Below are 13,423 nucleotides of genomic sequence, written 5' to 3' on the forward strand. Positions count from 1 at the left end.
GGCATGCACTCCCCTACGATCCGTGAGAAGAGTGTCGGATATCTTGCACTCCCGGCGCCGGGATGAACATTTTCTCACTCAGGAATATTTTTTGAAGTTTAATTCATACTTAAAATGAGTCGTAAATTATTACTTGCTCACCTTCCTGTATACGCCACCGTTCAGGTGGCTCTTTTTTTGACAACATTTCTGGCCCTCAACCAATCGAATCCCCTAAACCGAGAAGTACGTGGTTTTACTTGTATATTTTTCTGTAGATTAGAGATACTTTTTAATGCTTGCGCTTTTGCTCCTTCCAGATCTTTTGCCACCAATGAGGTGGCATTTTTTATGAATCTTTTCGAAATAATATATCGTCGTTCAAGCGATACTAAATATTGCCGTTTTTAATTTTTCCACTGCTTTGCCTGCCTACTTCTTTTAAAGGCCACCGATTAGGTGGCTCTTTTTTCTTAGAGTTAAGCCAACGCTAAGTGCCTCACTTGCTGCGGTAGAGGCTACACCGTCCCGATCCAGACCTTACCCGCTGGGATCACGGGTGCAAAGGAGGTTGATACACCTGTACCATTTGCCCCTGATACAGGTCTTCATTGGTACCATTCATATATAGGGAGGTCTGGAGTGATCTATAATATGTTGCAAGCAAAACAAAAGACCGCCTGGTAAACAGACGGCCACTAATCAATCGACGAAAAAGTATTGAAAAATTATGCAGTTGCAACTGTGTGTCTTCTTCTTAGTAGCCGTATGCACCTACACCTGCTGCTCCATATCCACCAGAGATGCCGGGAACAAGCAAGAAGAACAAAACGAAAATGATGAGGAAGACAATAGCCCAGTGAGTGTATCCTCCAAAAATACCGTACATGATCTTCACCCCTCAAAATAAGGATGTTATATGTTATCGAGGGGTGTGGATTCGTGGAACGGATAACATCCAGATCAAAAAGTAAAGACCGCCTGTTTCCAGACGGTCATCATGGTACTTTACTGGTATATATCAACATCTAAGTACGTGAAAGACTTCGTTTTCTCTTCCTCGATACTACAATAATAGCACAGTAGAAACGAAGCTTCCTGTCAAGATTCCGCCACTTTTCCGTCATGTATACACTCTTTAGCTTCTTGAGTGCTTCCCAGGTTAAAATTTTGGTCAATATTTCTCCACTTGAAATTTTGACTCCTGCTAGCACTGCAGAGCAGCACCGACCGCGCTATGGAGCTTCGCTTCCGAAGATGGAGAAATGAATTTCCGCCATATCCTCGTCTTCTTGTCCACACCTTATTCCTCCGATCTACGTAAACTATCACTACCACTAGTAAAAGGAGGGATACCGATTGCGTACTAGGGTTATTGATTACAATGCTGCGGAACCACGTCGTCGATTTAACTTGGCGACCGCAACGACAATTCCACATTCTCCGAACAGAATGAGACTGGCAACCATACGTCTCAATACAGGACCGAATCGTGATACTGATGACAACAAAGTGGAGTTGATTGGCACGGTCGGAGTTCGCGGAGTCACCGGAATTTCTCAACTTTTGTTTAGGATTTTCCGTGACGGAAGAGAGATTTTCGACACCCAGCAGGGAATCGAATCGGCGGGCTCCGAGCAGAACTATGCAGTAACGTTTCAGGCCATCGATTCCCGCGTGTCCGGCACTCATGTGTACACTCTAACAGTCGAGGATCGTGCAACGGGAACAACCGCAAATGTCGTTGGCCCAATCAGTTTCAGCGGATTGGCCACCCGGAGAACAGAATCTACAAACGTCTAGCCACAAAGGAAGTAATTAAGAGAGACGCCATCCGTGCGTCTAATTCTTTTAATACTTCCAACCACAGTGCGAACGCCAGTTTGTAAAACGCCTTCGCCTCTCTCGCTCATCCCCATCTCCACGTACACTAGGTTGCTCTCTATCTTTCGAATGTCAGACGTGCGGAGTTTCAACGCAGGATGAACTTGCTTCAAAGAATAATTTAGAACAGCTCAAGATAAACTATTTATTGTCCAATTACCAACCCTAAGCGTTTCTTATTGTTTCAAGACCACCAATTAGGTGGTTCTTTTTTACCTTTCAAAAGAAAACGCAAAAAGCCTCACTTACTGCGGTAGAGGCTTCACCGTCCCGATCCAGACCTTACCCGCCGGGATCACGGAAAATGCGCGCATGAGCTTCCAGTATCATTTGCCCCTGATACAGGTATAAATACCCAGAGCTCGCTCACACCTAGGGAGGTCTGGAGTGATCTATATGAATTACGTGGAAAGTAGTTTAAAAGACCGCCTGGTAATCAGACGGTCGTTTGTCACCTGGAGAAAATTGATCCTTAGTAACCGTATGCACCTGCACCTGCGCCAACTCCTGCTCCATAGCCTGCACCGCCATAACCAGGAACAAGTAAGAAGAACAAGACGAAAATGATAAGGAATACAATAGCCCAACGAGTAAAAGCTCCACCCTCAAAATCAAGATGTTATATCTTATCGAGGGGTGTGGCTTCCTGAAACGGCTAATAACCATAGCAAAAAGTTAAGACCGCCTGTTTCCAGGTGGTCAACGTGATGCGATGGTATTGAAACATTCACATCTACTGCCTCGTGGCTGTTGTACCATTCGCTACAATACCATAATAAGTTGAGTCCGATATACTGTGTAAAAATGGTTCAGTAATCTAGCAAAAATTGAGCCATTTCGCTTCCTCTTTGGTAGAATAAGGTTGGCGACTAATCTACTAAGGAGGAATGGAAAATGGCTCAATATCAGATTAACCTAAATGATGAAATTTTGCACGGTTTATTTCAGAGGGATGAAGCGGTAGCTCGATTAATCGAGCAAGTATTGAATCAGGTCCTTCAGGCCCAGGTTACAGAACAGCTGAAAGCAGCTCCGTATGAGCGTACCGAAGAACGTCAAGGATACCGGAATGGTACACTCCCCCATACTCTCACTACACGAGTAGGGACGCTCACGCTTCGCGTTCCAAGACTCCGGAATGGTCAATTCTCTACAGACCTTTTCATGCGCTATCAGCGGAGTGAACAAGCTCTCGTCTTAGCCTTAATGGAAATGGTGGTCAATGGGGTCTCCACCCGTAAGGTAGCCAAAATTACGGAGGAATTGTGTGGAACAGAGTTCTCAAAATCAACGGTGTCGGACTTGTGTAAACGCCTGGATCCCATTGTACATGCCTGGAACAATCGGAACCTTAGAGAGCATACGTATCCCTTTCTCATCGTGGATGCCATGGTTTTAAAAATCCGGGAAGAGGGACGTGTGCGTTCTCGGAGTGTCATGATCGCAACGGGCATTAACGAAGAAGGATATCGTGAAATCCTGGGGCTGATGCTTGGAGACAGCGAATCGGAAGCAAGCTGGACAGAGTTCTTTTCATGGCTCAAAAGCAGAGACTTGCGAGGCGTGGATATCGTCGTCTCGGACAGCCATAGTGGGTTGGTAAATGCCGTAAAAGCGCAATTTCAGGGATGTACGTGGCAACGTTGTCAAACTCATTTTATGCGTAACTTACTGGATGCTACACCCAAGTCCCTACAAGGGGATGTCTATGGGCGTATAAGAGCGATTCTTGACGCTCCTGACTTAAAAACGGCGAGAGTCTTACTGAACCAGGTGATCGAAGACTATTACGAAAAAGCTCCACGTGCTATGCGGGTGCTTGAAGAAGGATTTGACGATGTGACAGCTGTATTGGAGCTTCCAGAACGTTATCGCAAGCGATTACGCACAACCAATGGCCAGGAGCGCCTGAACGAAGAAATCCGTCGACGCGAGCGGGTGATCCGCATCTTTCCCAATCGAGAGTCCGCCTTACGGCTGCTTGGTGCGTTGCTGATGGAGATGGATGAGAAGTGGAGTACGGGCCGTCGCTACCTGGACATGACTGAGTACTGGGATTGGCGCAAAGTACAGAAAGAGACTTTGAAACAGGCTTCCAAGGTACACCATCTTCGCTAGGCGACCTGTTCTACCAAAGAGGGGATTTTACACACAAATTCGGACTTGATCCCATAATAGCATGTCAAGATTATCAAATACCGCAAAGTTACCGCAATAAAACCGCAAAAGAAGCTCAATGGAACCGATTATTCCAATTCATAAAGTAAAATAAGTTAAAAAAATATATCACCCTAAATTTTGTTATATTTTTTATTAGAACCATATGCTCTCTATAGGATATTTTTCGGCATTCTTTTTAAGTTTATCGAGTATGGCTTGCTCAATATCAATATCTAACTCATGAGCTAATAGGAGAGTATAAATAGCAACATCTGCAAGCTCATCCTTCAAATTTTGATAATTTTCCTTTGTAGCTTCTTCACTGTTTTTCCACTGAAAATTCTCCAGCAGCTCACTAGCTTCCAAAGTTAATGATATCGCAAGATCTTTAGGATTGTGAAATTGCTTCCAATTACGGTCATCTCGAAATTTTATCACTTCTTTTATTAGATGATTCATTTCATTCGCTCCTCGTATAGTATTTTTCAGATCCTCTGAAACAGAGAATTACCAGTAAAGATTTATTGTTTTTGGGGAGAATTTCCCACCATTAAAAACAAGCAAGGGACTGGACTTTTCGTGATGTTCCCAGACAATGAACATTAGGATCATTTGGGGAAATTCTTATATGCTCCTGTAGCTTTGTCTACTGGTTAAGTCTGTTTCCCCAGCTCTTGCTAGACCTTCTAACTCGCAGGCTGTTCCCTTTGGCAACCCATGCTCGAAGATAGCAGCTTCGAGGCAGCCCATGGCCCAAAGTGTGTTCTCATAACGAGGGTGTTGATCGGCAAGTGCGCTGGGGGCATCCCGAAGAGTCCATTTCCCTTGATCCTTAAACGAAAGGAGGTAATGCCCCGTGAAGTTATTTGTCGGAATTGACGTGAGCTCCAAAGACCTGAATGTGTGCATCATGAACCATGAGGGGGACACCCTGCAGTCTTTTACTGCCACCAACAGTCCCGATGGTGCTGGCTTCATTCGTGATCGTGTTCTCCACTTTTCCGATCAGTACGGCGTTAAAGAAATCCAGATTGGCATGGAGTCCACCTCTGTCTATAGTTCATCCGGCCATGTTTTTTCATGAAGATGAGGCTCTCGCGAGCCGTAACACCAAAGTGTACACCATCAACCCGAAGTTAATCCGGAAGTTTAAAAAATCGTACCCTGACCTTCCAAAGACAGATCAGGTCGATGCATGGATTATCGCGGATCGCTTGCGCTTTGGACGCCTCACCCTTACGGTTTTGATGCAAGAGCAATACATCGCTTTGCAACGGCTGACCCGGATGCGTTACCATCTCGTTCACAACCTCACGAGAGAAAAGCAGTTCTTTCTTCAGCAACTGTTTTTCAAGTGTAGCGCGTTCAAAACGGAGACAGAAACCTCTGTATTTGGACATGCCATCATGGAACTGTTGCTGGAAAAATTCAGTATTGATGACATCAGTTCCATGGATGTCTATGAACTGGCCGACTATCTCAAGGAGAAAGGAAAGAATCGGTTTCCGAACCCTGAGCAGGTCGCCAAGTGCATCCAGAAAGCGGCGCGTTCTTCCTATCGCCTCTCCAAGTGTGTCGAGGATACCATCGACATTCTTTTGGGAACATTGATTGAATCCATTCGCAGCATACAAGCCCAGATCAAAGAACTGGATAAGGCGATTAAACGTATTCTTGCCGGCATTCCGAATACGCTGCAAACCATTCCTGGCATTGGCCCTATCTACTGTGCCGGGTTAATTGCCGAGATTGGCGACATTCAGAGGTTTGCGAATCAAGCCGCATTAGGCAAATATGCCGGACTTACCTGGAGTCAGCACCAATCCGGTGGCTTTGAGGCAGAAGACACTTCGATGATTCCGTCTGGCAATCGTTATCTCCGTTATTACCTTGTGGAGGCTGCCCACTCGGTAAAACGGCATGAGCCAGAATTTCGCGACTATTACCAGAAGAAGTTCAACGAAGTGCCGAAGCACCAACATAAAAGAGCCCTCGTCTTAACCGCAAGAAAACTTGTGCGTTTGGTCGATGTGCTGCTACGCAACGACCAAATCTACACGCCTAGAAGGAAGGGGAATCAATAGGAGATCACTCTCCTTATGAATCCTTTAGCAATAAACCCAGTTATTAACAAATGATCGAGCTGGGCTTCTTAAGTATTGCCTTTTTTGCCCTAAAATCGCCATTTCGGTCTTAGAGAATTTCCAATTCGGACGTTTTAGGGGTTGACATATTACCGCAGGACTTATTCTTGTCTTCGAAAAAAGAAACAAATACCTACACGTATAATAGCACTATTAAAAACTAATATTTTAAAAAAGGATCACCCTTCCGTGATCCCCACCAACATCGCAAACTCACACACAGCTTCTCGCCTCCAATAATCATGAGTCCGCTCAGATATACAAAGCTTCTTTATAACTTCAAGCACGCTTCGCTTCTCGATATACCTCATTCGTAAAAGCTGCTCCAGATGCGGCGCATACGACTTCAACTCATCCAACGCTTGCTCAATCGCTTCTTTCTCTGTTTTCAATCGCTCGGCTTCTACTCTCCATCTCCGCACAGCGGATCTCATCTGTAGTAACATGCCCCTCCACGTCCACATACGCCTCTCCACCAAACGGCCGCGTACCGATCATAAGTCCGCGGATTTCATCCAGAGCCCTTTCATCTTCTTCATCATCTCCACTAATCAGATGGAACAGCGTCTCGGCTTTCTGTACGTGCATATATTCGCGGACATCGGTTGTATAAGCACGGCCAACCGTGACGAGTCGTTTGATCTTTGCTTGTGGAACACGGATCGAAGAGACTAGCCCAATCCCCTGTGCCTTCCGTTCAGCCGATCTGATGAGCGCAGGTAGCTTAGGATACCGCTTGAGTAACGCAACCACTTGTTTCTCTACTTGCTCATAGGTCATCTTCGGAAGCACCTCCACGAAAGCCAACTGTTCCATATGGATCTCCCCCTCACGTCAATGCTATTTTAGGTTGCCTGTTACATAGAAACGCCGAAAAGAGGAATTAAGCCCTCTTGCTTTCGAACCTGCTTTTCTCGCAGTTCTCACACCGATTTATCAGTCTGCGCTCCTCATCGCCCTCATATTTTTGACCGCAATTCAAACAACAATAAGTCACGCACTTTCCACCTCCATTATCAGCTGATCCACTGCTGCAAGATAATCTACCGGCACCCCGCGCCCAGATCTCACCTGGAGACAAAGTCTGTCAAATTCATCGATCGGTATACTCTTTCGTCCCCCCGTTTGCGCAGCCGTCCAAGCGTACAATAAATGCTTCACTGTCAATAGATACACGGCATGTTGTTTCACGAACTCGACGAGCACAAATGCGATTCCGCCATGCTGATCCACTTTCCGTAAGTGATCTACCTGATGCTCATGGATGTCTTTTAGTGGCCAAGATGTCAATGAATGCGTGGACTTCGCCTCAAATTCGATCGCCCGACCTCGGTACACTCCGGTGTAATCGACGGTGCTGGGCTTTTCGAATACGGCAACATGCTGGTTTTTGATCTTAGCGGGACCGAGCACTTTCATCGGCGTTGGACGCTTTGTAATGATCGCCAATCCGCGACGGTTGTAAATGTCGTTCGTCAGGTTGATAAGTGCCTCAAATCCCATTCCCTGGTTGCCGTGGCTCATTCATCCCACACCTCCGGCTGACGAGTGATTTCTACCAATCCAGTACCGCCATCCAGTAAATTTTCATCAGACTGACAAACTGGACAAACAATGACAGACTGATCTTCAAAAGCTGTCTCTATCCCGAACAAAACGTTGCAATCTTTGCAACAGTACAGATGCATTTCAATACCTTGCATTCTTTCCCCTCCCTCTCAGCCCTCGATACTATACAACAAAACCTGTCTTCTCTTGCTCAATCCGGGCCTCTTGATACCTATCCTTTAGCTCATCGGCCACCTTCTTGGCTGTCTCTCTTTTCGGAAAACGTTGTAAGCCATCCCCAACTTCTACATTCAGCACCTTCGCTACTTCACCCGTCTCCTCGTAAACGCCTTTTTCTCGTACCACTTCGGGTGCATGGCGTCTTGTCGGAGTCGTTCGGCGTCGATCAGTTGGAATATCATCTCGCGGTTCATTTCCCACTCCGTCCTCCGATCATATCCCGGATCCTCGTTGCCTTTTCAAGCAACCTGTTCACTTCGTACACAACGTCCATGCCAATCCCAGATGTCAGCTTTTGACGGAGTTCGTCCTGCCAATTTCCCCAAGGTCTTATCTCGATGGCAAACTCTCTCAGGATGGACTTCAGCTCGTCAAGCTGCTTCAGTTGCATCCGAAGGCTTTCCAATTCCCTTTCGGCCTTGGCAGCTCGATCAGTTTCCTCTCTCAGTTGCTGCACCAATTTTGTTCCCACAAGGTAACCCAATTCTTTTTTATCTTTCTTGTCTTCAACGTAGGCTTCGAACAGTTTCCTGCGATTACTAAAGAATGGGTGTCTATCACGGTCCGTTCGCGAGATCACTATGTGATATAACAACGTGACAGGAATTTCGATGTCGCGAAACCGCGCTGCCTTTGCCGTGTGTAAGTTTCCGTTCTCTGGGTTGAATGTCACCAATCCCACGTCCTCGGGCAATTCATCTGGGTGGATCAGCTCTTTAGGACACGCAAAGTACAGTCGGTGACAAAACTGTCGGTATGCCGGCCACTTCTCATCCCGCAGAAAACCCTGGCGATCTACTTTAACCTCGTATGCCGTGACACAAGGGCTTGACCAGCTCGGTTTTATCGCCAGTCCGTCAATCCGTTTCAACTCACCAGGATGAGCAGTCCATGTCGGACCGGTTTTGACTTCTGTGAGCCAGACATCTTTTTCATGACGTTTTGATAAGGCACGTAAAATCTGATCTGCACGCACTTTCTTTGGCCTACCGCTCATAAAACTTTTCTCCTCCTCTCATGCATGCGGCGATGTCATCGCTCCTACTTTTGCCGGTTGTGCCGTTCAATCGTGGCGATGGTCGATTGTTGAATCTGTGCTTGCGAATCCTTCCCGGTCACCACATTCTTTGATTTGAGCAAGTTTTAAAGCGAGCTTGTTCAGTTCTTCGAATGCTTTCTGTCTTTCAGGAGTTCCCCGTTCCGTTTCCCGCTCGATCGTCTGTAAAAGTTTCACGATTTGCCTCATGATCATGACTTTCACCCCTTTGTGAGTGTCATGGGATCGAAGAACTTCTGATATGGCTTGATAAACCCGAGTTCCACCGTGCCGGTCGGTGCATTCCTGTTTTTCGCGAAGATGATTTCCATGATTCCCTTCTTCTCCGTATTCGCATCGTAGTAATCGTCCCGGTGCAAAAAAGCCACGATATCCGCTTCCTGCTCGATTTGACCGGATTCCCTCAGGTCGGACAGGACCGGTTTTTTCTCCTGACGTTGTTCCACTCCTCGGCTTAACTGGGAAAGTGCAACGACCGTACAGTTACATTCACGCGCCAGCTCTTTCATCTCGATAGCTGCCTCCGTCACGAAATCGAACCTGCTCATATTCCGTGGCCTCCGGATACGCTGTAGATAGTCAATCGCCACAACAAGCCTTGCATCAGGCCCGATTCTTCTCCGTAACCGTCTCACTTCACGTTTGATATACGTGACGGTCATCGATGCTGTATCGTCTATAAGAAAACGATCCGGTAGCTCGCTCAGTGTTTTGGCTATCAGTTTCCACTGGTCATCATCCAGGTCGCCAGATCGCAAAATCTGAAGATCAATCTGTGCCTTTGAAGCAACGATCCGGTTCATAAGGCCTCGATCTTTGTCCATCTCAAGCGAGAACAACGCAAAATATGTATTCTCGTGCTGCGCGACGTTATACCCGATGTTCAGGACAAAGGTCGTTTTGCCGATAGACGGTCTGGCGCCTATCACGATAAAGTCTTGCTCTTGTAAACCGCACATGTAAGCATCGAGGCTTGGAAAGCCGGTTGGTGTCCCCGAAAGCGTCCCCGGTTTTTTATACAAGGTCTCAAGCGCGTCCATATATGGGTGAATTAACTCAGTGATTGATACGAGACCACCGATTTTGGTACGGACAGGCTCAGCTTCTGAAAGCCGCTTTTCGGCTTCGTCGAACAACTCGCGACTTGAGCCATATGCCCCTTCCAATGCCAGTCTCACGATCTCTTCACCGGCACGAATCAACCGCCGTCGCTCGGATAGTTCACGAATGCGTTGTGCATATTCGCGAACGTTCCAGCTCGTCAAATATTCAATGCCCTTGGTCGTTAACGGAATAAGCTTCGAGCGGATCAGTTCGTCCGTCTTTTTCGGCGATAAAAGCTGGGCAACAGAGACCATATCGACCCGTTTGTTTGCGTTATACAGACGGATCATAGCTTTCCAGATGCGTTCACACAGCGGATCGTAGAAGTCACTCGAATGCAGGAGATCAACGATGTCTTCAAGCCATTGCTCGCGCGCAAGCAGTCCGCCAACGAGGATTTCCTCGGTCTCTTTCGAGTGAGGAAGGCCATTAGCCGCTTGCATGGAGCAACCTCCTAAGCGTACGCTGCACGCTTTCCGGCATCTGCTTTGAGTATGCTTCCGCATTGGCCAAAGCGGATGCACCTGCAACTTCAGCATGCACCTTCTTGATATCCCCGATTTTTTTCCACTCGCTGTTTATCGCTTTGAAGAAGTAGAACATGGAATTCACGTCATACTGTTCCGCAATGGATTTCATGGTTTGTAGGATGAAATCGAGTGGGATTTCAGATTCCGCCAACTTGCTGATATATCCGATATCCGCGCTTGTTAGCGAATGGATCTTGATTCCACGTAGAGTTGCATAGCATTCTGCTATTTCTCTCATCGAATCACGCACGCGATCATCATCATCTTTTTTGTTTATATTTATGTTTAGGTATGTGCTACTTCCGCGCTCCTCGTGTGTCAACTGGAACGCTCCTTCTGTGCCTACTTCTGTGCCTACTTCTGTGCCAACCACTGTGTCTACTGGTGTGACTCCTTCTGTGCCTACTTTTTGACGGTCAGAAAGTAGAGAGATCATTTTGTATTGGCCTGCTTGATTGGACTTCCCCTTCTTATACTGAATTAGCCCAAGTTGTATTAGACCGTTTCTCGCCTTGTCTAATCCCTGTCTGGACAATCCAGTCATCAGTTGCAGCGTTTGATTCGGTGCCGAAAACCATTCCTTCCAGCCAGTCTGATTGTTTATGGACATCAACGCGTACCATAAAGCAATCTGTCCGGTGGAAGCGCGGTTTATCATTACCCAATCGCGAAACGCATTCAACTCGAGGATGTAATTCACGTCCAATCACCTACTTTCTCTGCTGGATGATTGATTCACAATTACTTCTTAATGAACACAACCTTCTTCCACTTACCGCAGATCCGGACATCAGCGGCTATCATCACTCTTTTGAAAGGTCTCCATTCTTTGCAAAGTCCATCGCCCACCACCACAAAAGATGAAGGTGGCCTATAGCTGTGGGCAACGAAATATCCAAGGCTTTTGCCAGCCTTTTGGTTTTCGGGTGCCGCGCAATTTCCTGATGGCTTTTCAGCCAGGCCATGGGACACCACCCCCGTTGTATCAGTCGCCTTGTTCATGGCCTTGTGTGCGCTACCACAGCGGATTCGACATGTTTGAGCACATCCATCCGCGTCAGCACCCCCAGAAGCGGCCCTTCAACAACTTCCCCATTCGCAAACACCACCTTCACCTTTGCCTTGCGGTTTTTCACGTATCCAAAAATCTGCATTTCACACATCACCTATCTTCATCAATCTGATATAAAATAATTGAAAATCTATTATTAGATACTGGAGGGATCTTACATGTCTGAAACATGGGAAGAACTTTTTGGCCCTTATGAGGGGCGCTATATCATTCTTGATTTGATAACGACCAAGATTTCACTCATGAATGTCGTTGAATTTGCGACAAGAATCAGCTATGATAGCCACACGTTCATGGTTGAATTGAGAAATGGCGGAAAAATCCATTTCCCGACGACCATCGAACCATATATTGACGAAGATGATCGGCTCGTCTGTGTCAACGAAGACGGGGATTCACTCTACATCATTCCCTCTCCTGTACAGCCGGTTTAGGCTCGAATTTTTTCAAAGCCAACCGTATCGATTGATCAAGTGACCATTGATACCCCTCAAGTGTCATGGGAAGTGGTACAGCTTTGATGATGGCCAGTCGATTAGGATTAATGACCGGAATATCAGGTGACACGGCTTTCGCCAGTCGCCAATACGCTTCGAGTTCATTTCTCGCTTCGATCATGGCAATTACCGGTTTTCCTTCCATGGCCATTTTCATGAATCGCTCCGCAATCTTTCGGCTTTCCGCCGCTTTTGGATCGTCAAATGAAAGCTGTCTCTCAATATTCTCGATCATGCCAACGGCTTCTACTTGGGGGCCTAAAGCCTGTTTCAGAATTTCTACCTGATGAAGCGCTCCACCGTAATACTGGGGAATGTTGCTACCCCCCTTACACTTGGTTGGGACGATTTTGCCCAATGGTACATAAATCAAAACTGCGGGCATTGCTTGTTCCCTCCTTCTTTTTGTCATTAAACGTCATCAAAACCTCTTCACGGTTCCCCATACGGGGCGGCCACCGCCGCCCATTATTCTTCCCACGGAAACTTCTGATCTGGATCCAGTTCGTCGGGTAAATCACCAAGCAAGTCATCGAGTGTTGATTGCTCTATAGCCTGATCATGTTCTATCTGTGGTGTTGCTGGCTGATCTGGGGATATCGGTTGATAGCTTTTGAAATACTCGATCAGCTTGCTCGCTTCTTCGCTTGTCAATTCCTTGGTGCTCGATTTTCCTGTGATCGCGATCATACATTCACGAATCTCGTCATCGGAGATGTTCTTTTCATGCGCGATCGCGAAGATGGCTTTGCGCTGTTTTTCCGTTGCCATCCTTGGTTGATCATGATTGATCGTATAGACAGCGGATTGCTTTTGATTAGGTCTGATTTTCTCGGACTCTTCCGGCGGGGTCACATCGATCATATCCGGCTCCTGCATTCCCATTTCCTCCGGCGCATAGAGACCCGTGATCGTGTAGCATTTTTTGAGAGCCAGAACCTCCGCAACTTTTTTGATCATCGCACTCGGATGAGACTTCCATACGGGGTTTTTCGCACTTAGTGCTTCGTAATACTCTTTGAAATCCACCAATTCGATATGTGGTTTTCGGTTTTTCCGATAGACGATGGCGTACGCTTTCGTAATAGGTCCACTACCATCGTCTGTTTCGTGATAAATCTCACCAGTAATCGGGCTGTATTTGAATGTGTCGCCTTTCCGCACTTCCTGACTGATCAGACCCTCGAAATCTTCTTGGCGTTGTGCGT

Annotated in this window: 17 protein-coding genes and 2 pseudogenes; 4 read left to right on the top strand and 15 right to left on the bottom strand. The window is 46.7% G+C overall.

The annotated features are described in order from the left end of the window. Positions 1 to 736 precede the first annotated feature (736 nt). On the bottom strand, positions 737 to 868 hold the full coding sequence (locus DNHGIG_RS20280; RefSeq protein ID WP_282201303.1) for a hypothetical protein: 132 nt from the start codon (positions 866 to 868) through the stop codon (positions 737 to 739). A 470-nt stretch (positions 869 to 1,338) separates the two neighbouring features. On the opposite strand from DNHGIG_RS20280, the gene DNHGIG_RS20285 reads away from it, so the two are divergent. Together DNHGIG_RS20285 and DNHGIG_RS20290 are read left to right on the top strand one after the other, a co-directional pair. Further along, positions 1,339 to 1,782 carry an exosporium protein C gene (locus tag DNHGIG_RS20285; protein ID WP_439647756.1) on the top strand — a complete coding sequence of 148 codons (444 nt, stop codon included), beginning with the start codon at positions 1,339 to 1,341 and terminating at the stop codon, positions 1,780 to 1,782. A 975-nt stretch (positions 1,783 to 2,757) separates the two neighbouring features. Then, entirely contained in the window at positions 2,758 to 3,981 is a 1,224-nt protein-coding gene (locus DNHGIG_RS20290; protein WP_282201304.1) for an IS256 family transposase, read from the top strand. A 173-nt stretch (positions 3,982 to 4,154) separates the two neighbouring features. Here DNHGIG_RS20290 and DNHGIG_RS20295 read toward each other — a convergent pair. Further along, positions 4,155 to 4,482 (bottom strand): annotated as a pseudogene (locus DNHGIG_RS20295) (nucleotide pyrophosphohydrolase). A gap of 397 nt (positions 4,483 to 4,879) precedes the next feature. Between DNHGIG_RS20295 and DNHGIG_RS20300 the strand changes: the two are divergent. After that, positions 4,880 to 6,107 (top strand): annotated as a pseudogene (locus DNHGIG_RS20300) (IS110 family RNA-guided transposase). A 239-nt stretch (positions 6,108 to 6,346) separates the two neighbouring features. Here the strand turns inward: DNHGIG_RS20300 and DNHGIG_RS20305 are convergent. The 11 genes from DNHGIG_RS20305 to DNHGIG_RS20355 all read right to left on the bottom strand — a co-directional run bounded on the left by DNHGIG_RS20305 (position 6,347) and on the right by DNHGIG_RS20355 (position 11,800). Continuing rightward, positions 6,347 to 6,559 carry a DUF1492 domain-containing protein gene (locus tag DNHGIG_RS20305; RefSeq protein WP_282201305.1) on the bottom strand — a complete coding sequence of 71 codons (213 nt, stop codon included), beginning with the start codon at positions 6,557 to 6,559 and terminating at the stop codon, positions 6,347 to 6,349. Further along, complete coding sequence (locus DNHGIG_RS20310; protein ID WP_282201306.1) at positions 6,534 to 6,983, bottom strand: hypothetical protein; 450 nt, start codon at positions 6,981 to 6,983, stop codon at positions 6,534 to 6,536. The genes DNHGIG_RS20305 and DNHGIG_RS20310 overlap by 26 nt, the downstream gene beginning before the upstream one ends. Before the next feature lie 177 nt (positions 6,984 to 7,160). Beyond that, the gene (locus DNHGIG_RS20315; protein ID WP_282201307.1) at positions 7,161 to 7,691 is read right to left on the bottom strand and encodes a Holliday junction resolvase RecU; all 531 of its coding nucleotides are present in this window, start codon (positions 7,689 to 7,691) and stop codon (positions 7,161 to 7,163) included. Then, positions 7,688 to 7,870 (bottom strand): FmdB family zinc ribbon protein, encoded by a 183-nt coding sequence (locus DNHGIG_RS20320; RefSeq protein ID WP_282201308.1) that lies wholly within the window; start codon positions 7,868 to 7,870, stop codon positions 7,688 to 7,690. Before DNHGIG_RS20320 ends, DNHGIG_RS20315 begins: the two co-directional genes overlap by 4 nt. A 28-nt stretch (positions 7,871 to 7,898) precedes the next feature. Next, a complete protein-coding gene (locus DNHGIG_RS20325) occupies positions 7,899 to 8,156 on the bottom strand; it encodes a hypothetical protein (RefSeq protein WP_282201309.1) in 258 nt (85 codons plus the stop codon). After that, positions 8,146 to 8,952: an MmcB family DNA repair protein gene (locus tag DNHGIG_RS20330; protein ID WP_282201310.1), complete on the bottom strand. Its 807-nt coding sequence runs from the start codon at positions 8,950 to 8,952 to the stop codon at positions 8,146 to 8,148. Before DNHGIG_RS20330 ends, DNHGIG_RS20325 begins: the two co-directional genes overlap by 11 nt. A 66-nt stretch (positions 8,953 to 9,018) precedes the next feature. Then, entirely contained in the window at positions 9,019 to 9,207 is a 189-nt protein-coding gene (locus DNHGIG_RS20335) for a hypothetical protein (protein ID WP_282201311.1), read from the bottom strand. Between the two features lie 5 nt (positions 9,208 to 9,212). Beyond that, positions 9,213 to 10,559, bottom strand: coding sequence for a replicative DNA helicase (gene dnaB / locus DNHGIG_RS20340; RefSeq protein ID WP_282201312.1), 1,347 nt, complete (start codon positions 10,557 to 10,559; stop codon positions 9,213 to 9,215). Next, a complete protein-coding gene (locus DNHGIG_RS20345; RefSeq protein ID WP_282201313.1) occupies positions 10,546 to 11,346 on the bottom strand; it encodes a hypothetical protein in 801 nt (266 codons plus the stop codon). The genes dnaB and DNHGIG_RS20345 overlap by 14 nt, the downstream gene beginning before the upstream one ends. A gap of 103 nt (positions 11,347 to 11,449) precedes the next feature. Beyond that, positions 11,450 to 11,611 carry a hypothetical protein gene (locus DNHGIG_RS20350; RefSeq protein ID WP_282200555.1) on the bottom strand — a complete coding sequence of 54 codons (162 nt, stop codon included), beginning with the start codon at positions 11,609 to 11,611 and terminating at the stop codon, positions 11,450 to 11,452. 33 nt (positions 11,612 to 11,644) lie between these two features. Then, positions 11,645 to 11,800 carry a hypothetical protein gene (locus DNHGIG_RS20355; protein ID WP_282201314.1) on the bottom strand — a complete coding sequence of 52 codons (156 nt, stop codon included), beginning with the start codon at positions 11,798 to 11,800 and terminating at the stop codon, positions 11,645 to 11,647. Between the two features lie 76 nt (positions 11,801 to 11,876). Here DNHGIG_RS20355 and DNHGIG_RS20360 point away from each other — a divergent pair, with 76 nt between their 5' ends. Beyond that, on the top strand, positions 11,877 to 12,152 hold the full coding sequence (locus DNHGIG_RS20360; RefSeq protein ID WP_282201315.1) for a hypothetical protein: 276 nt from the start codon (positions 11,877 to 11,879) through the stop codon (positions 12,150 to 12,152). Here DNHGIG_RS20360 and DNHGIG_RS20365 read toward each other — a convergent pair. Both DNHGIG_RS20365 and DNHGIG_RS20370 read right to left on the bottom strand, forming a co-directional pair. Then, the gene (locus DNHGIG_RS20365) at positions 12,124 to 12,600 is read right to left on the bottom strand and encodes a hypothetical protein (protein ID WP_282201316.1); all 477 of its coding nucleotides are present in this window, start codon (positions 12,598 to 12,600) and stop codon (positions 12,124 to 12,126) included. The two genes, DNHGIG_RS20360 and DNHGIG_RS20365, sit on opposite strands and share 29 nt — an antisense overlap. 83 nt (positions 12,601 to 12,683) lie before the next feature. Beyond that, a partial coding sequence (locus DNHGIG_RS20370; RefSeq protein WP_282201317.1) for a recombinase RecT occupies positions 12,684 to 13,423 on the bottom strand: 740 nt, incomplete at its 5' end.

Origin of the sequence: Collibacillus ludicampi (assembly GCF_023705585.1) — a bacterium.
In the GTDB taxonomy this organism is placed as follows: Bacteria; Bacillota; Bacilli; order Tumebacillales; family BOQE01; genus Collibacillus; species Collibacillus ludicampi.